Here is a 3,135-nt window from a genome sequence, read left to right as displayed (position 1 = left end):
TCGGAGTGGATGCCAAGAACGTCCACGTCGAGATCGTCTCGGCCCGTGACACCGCTGTGGTGCGCGTCACCTCGCCTTTCCCCGTGCCGCGCCTCGATGACACCGCGGCCGTTCGCGCCGCCACCCCCGTGCTCGAAGCCGCTCGCGTGGCCCAGAGCGACCTGCGTTCGCGCCTGACCCGGCTGTTCGGCCGTGAGGTCTCGCGCGTGGATCTGACCGTCTCGGGCGCTACCCCCCCCCAGCGAAAGCGAGTGCTGTGATGAGCGACACCGTGCTCCGCACCGTCGTGCGCCGTGAGACCCACTCCCCGCGCACCGTGGCCATGCTCGTCGTGGTCGTGCTGCTGCTTCTCGCCCTGGCGTACGCCGCGGTCGAGATCATCCTGAACCTCGTCGGCGCCCAGCCCCTGCTGGTCGGCCCGGGCGACGCTCTTAACGCCGTCGTCGCGGCCCCCACCGCGCTGATGCCCGTCGCGTTCATCGTCGGCGGTGTCGTACTCGCGGTCCTCGGACTGATCGTGCTGATCCTGGCTCTGGGGCCTGGCCGGCTGTCGCGTCACGAGATGGCGGGGGGAGAACGCGCCGTCGTCGTCGACAACGGCGTCATCGCCTCTGCCCTCGCCCAGCACCTCAGCAACGACTCCGGCATCGCCCGCGACGATATCGTCGTCGGCGTCGCCCACCGCACCGTCGATGTGACCGTGAGCCCCCCGGTCGGCATCCCCATCGATGAGGCGCAGCTGCGCCGCATCGTCGAGGAGGAGATCGCCTCGTACAACCTCACCCCCACCGTCCGCACCCGCCTGCGTGTGGAGCGTCCCGACACCAAGGAGTCCCGATGAACGCCACGCGACGCGGCCTGAACCGCTTCGTCCTGTTCCTCGTCGCCGTCGTGCTGCTCGCGGCTGCCGCCCTCGCCCTGCTCGTGGGGTTCGTCCCCGGCGGGACCGACACGTGGACGTCCGTCATGGGCGGCTTCCAGGGGTGGCTGCAGTCGCTCGGCCGCGAGTCGGCCGGCTGGGGTGCCGTCGCCGCGATCGTGGTGCTGGCGCTCATCCTCATCGTCATCGCCTCGTCGGCCGTCCGCGGTCGTCGCCAGGCCGCTCTGCAGTCCACGGGTAGCGCGAACGCCGAGGGCCGCATCACGGTCTCCGACGGCTTCGCCTCCGAGGCACTGAAGAACGCCCTCGCCGAGCGCGACGAGATCCTGTCGTCGCGGATCACCGCCGGCGAGGTCGACAAGGAGTCGGTGCTGCACGTCGCGGTGACCCCCCGACAGAACACCTCCCCCCGTCAGGTCGCCGAGCATGTCGATACCCTCGTCACCAATCTCGCCGCCCTCACCGGACAGAACCTGCGCGCTTACATCTCGATCCACACCGGGCTCCGCGCCAAACTCGCGCGCGACAACACCCGCGTGCACTGACACCCCACGAGGAGACGTCATGACCACCATCGATGCGACCATCGACCCGCCCGATCTGGACGCCGCAGCGGCCCTCGCCGCGACGGCCGCGAACGGCGTCCCGGGCGTGCACGCGCTCGGAAGCCTGCTGGGCCGAGCGTCCGACGCGGTGCGTGAGCGCGTCGGTCTCGCCCGCACCGCGCCCGGCGTGAAGGTCGACACGGACCGGGCCGACTCGGTCACCGCGACCGTCTCGCTCGTCGTCGACTACCCGCACAAGCTGCACGAGGTCTCCGACGCCGTGCGAACCGCCGTCCGCAGTGCGCTCGAGCCCTTGGGACGCGGGACGATCGACGTCAACGTCGTCGTGACCGGCGTCTTCGGGCCGTTCGACCGTGATGTCGTCGACGAGGCGGAAGAACAGGCGGATGCCGTGGCGGCTCGCGCTCGTGACGCCGCGGGAGCCGCCAAGGACAAGGCGGATGCCGCAGTGGCTCGCGCTTCGGTGGCGGTCGACGACATGAAGGCGAAGTCGAAGGACGTCGCGGCCGGTGCCTCCGCTGCCGTCGACGATGCGGTGTCGAGGTCGAAGGATCTCGCAGCCAGCGCGTCGGAGACCGTCGACGTCGCGATGTCCAAGACCAAGGACGTCGCCGCGGGTGCGGCGGCCGCCGTCGACGAGACGGTGAAGGCAGCCCGCGAGCGCGTCGCTGCCGCCGACTCCCGATCGGACATCGATGCCGCGGATCGCGTGACCGAGGGTCTCGAGCCCGCGGGCCCCGCGACGGATGTGCCCACCGATGACCGCGGAGACGTGCGCGACGTGGTCGCCGAGGCTCTCGGGGACGCCGCGGTCGACATCGCGATCGCCGCCGACGAGGTGCGCACCGACGACAAGACGCCGGCTGTCGACAGCGTGCAGTCCGTCGTGGAGGACGACCGCCCTCGCCGCTGATCCGCCGCACGTGAATGGGCGCCTTCCGCTTCGGCGGGGGCGCCCTTTCCTTGCATCCGATCTCTGATGCGCAGAGCACCCGGCCGGAACGTGCGCTGCGCGGCGGATCGGCGGTGCGCCCGCCCCGGTCAGTTGTCGGCGAGGCCCCGGTCGCTCGGAGCTTCGGCGTTGCCCGGGCGATAGGTGAGGACGACGACGCTCGACCCACGCCACGTGCGCACGTTCAGAAGCTCGAAGTCCAATGGCGGGATGCCCTCGAAAGTCCGCTCGTCGCCGACGACCACCTTGGGCCCGACGAGAAGGTGCAGCTCGTCGACGAGCCCGGCGGCGAGCAGGTCGGTCCAGAGTGTCCGGCTTCCGAAGATCAGGATGTCGTCGGACTCTCTCTCGCGGAGGCTCCGGAGGTGGTCGTGCGCATCCGTACGACGAACGATCTCGGTGCGCTCCGCCCACACCGAGACGTCGTCGTCGGTGAGGTGGTCGGAGATGACGGTGATCCTCAGGTCGGTCGCGTAGCGCGACGCGATGTAGCGATCCTCGGGGAGGGCATCGGGATCGTCGACGCGGTCGGGCCAGTACTGCATCATTCCGACGTACGACGTGGCGCCGAACAGCAGTCGGCCGGCCGAGCGGACGCGATCGGCGTTGTGCTCGGCGAAGGCGAGGTCCATCGGCATCTGCGACACGTCGCCGCCCGCACCCTCGGTGTATCCGTCCAGACTCACCATGCTGCTCACCACGATCTTGGCCATGCGCCCATCCTGCCGAGCCGCGGG

Annotated in this window: 4 protein-coding genes and 1 pseudogene; 4 read left to right on the top strand and 1 reads right to left on the bottom strand. The window is 70.4% G+C overall.

Annotated elements, in window-relative coordinates; genetic code table 11:
* From RWP81_RS15650 to RWP81_RS15635, 4 genes and pseudogenes are all read left to right on the top strand, one after another.
* Positions 1-260, top strand: a pseudogene (locus RWP81_RS15650) (hypothetical protein); the annotation flags it as partial.
* On the top strand, positions 260-841 hold the full coding sequence (locus tag RWP81_RS15645) for a DUF6286 domain-containing protein (RefSeq protein ID WP_314457660.1): 582 nt from the start codon (positions 260-262) through the stop codon (positions 839-841). The pseudogene RWP81_RS15650 and the gene RWP81_RS15645, both read left to right, overlap by 1 nt.
* Complete coding sequence (locus RWP81_RS15640; RefSeq protein ID WP_314457657.1) at positions 838-1,425, top strand: hypothetical protein; 588 nt, start codon at positions 838-840, stop codon at positions 1,423-1,425. Before RWP81_RS15645 ends, RWP81_RS15640 begins: the two co-directional genes overlap by 4 nt.
* Positions 1,426-1,444: 19 nt before the next feature.
* On the top strand, positions 1,445-2,359 hold the full coding sequence (locus tag RWP81_RS15635) for an Asp23/Gls24 family envelope stress response protein (protein ID WP_314457655.1): 915 nt from the start codon (positions 1,445-1,447) through the stop codon (positions 2,357-2,359).
* A gap of 128 nt (positions 2,360-2,487) precedes the next feature.
* Here RWP81_RS15635 and RWP81_RS15630 read toward each other — a convergent pair.
* The coding region (locus RWP81_RS15630; RefSeq protein ID WP_314457653.1) for a dihydrofolate reductase family protein at positions 2,488-3,135 on the bottom strand (648 nt) is incomplete at its 5' end.

The sequence above is a fragment of the uncultured Microbacterium sp. genome (genome assembly GCF_963521695.1).
GTDB lineage: Bacteria > Actinomycetota > Actinomycetes > Actinomycetales > Microbacteriaceae > Microbacterium.
Note: the sequence above shows the minus strand (reverse complement) of the source record. Positions and strands in the feature narration are given on the sequence as shown.

Coding starts and splice junctions, on each gene's coding strand:
- RWP81_RS15645 (WP_314457660.1), top strand. CDS start 260: ATGAGCGACACCGTGCTCCGCACCGTCGTGCGCCGTGAGACCCACTCC.
- RWP81_RS15640 (WP_314457657.1), top strand. CDS start 838: ATGAACGCCACGCGACGCGGCCTGAACCGCTTCGTCCTGTTCCTCGTC.
- RWP81_RS15635 (WP_314457655.1), top strand. CDS start 1,445: ATGACCACCATCGATGCGACCATCGACCCGCCCGATCTGGACGCCGCA.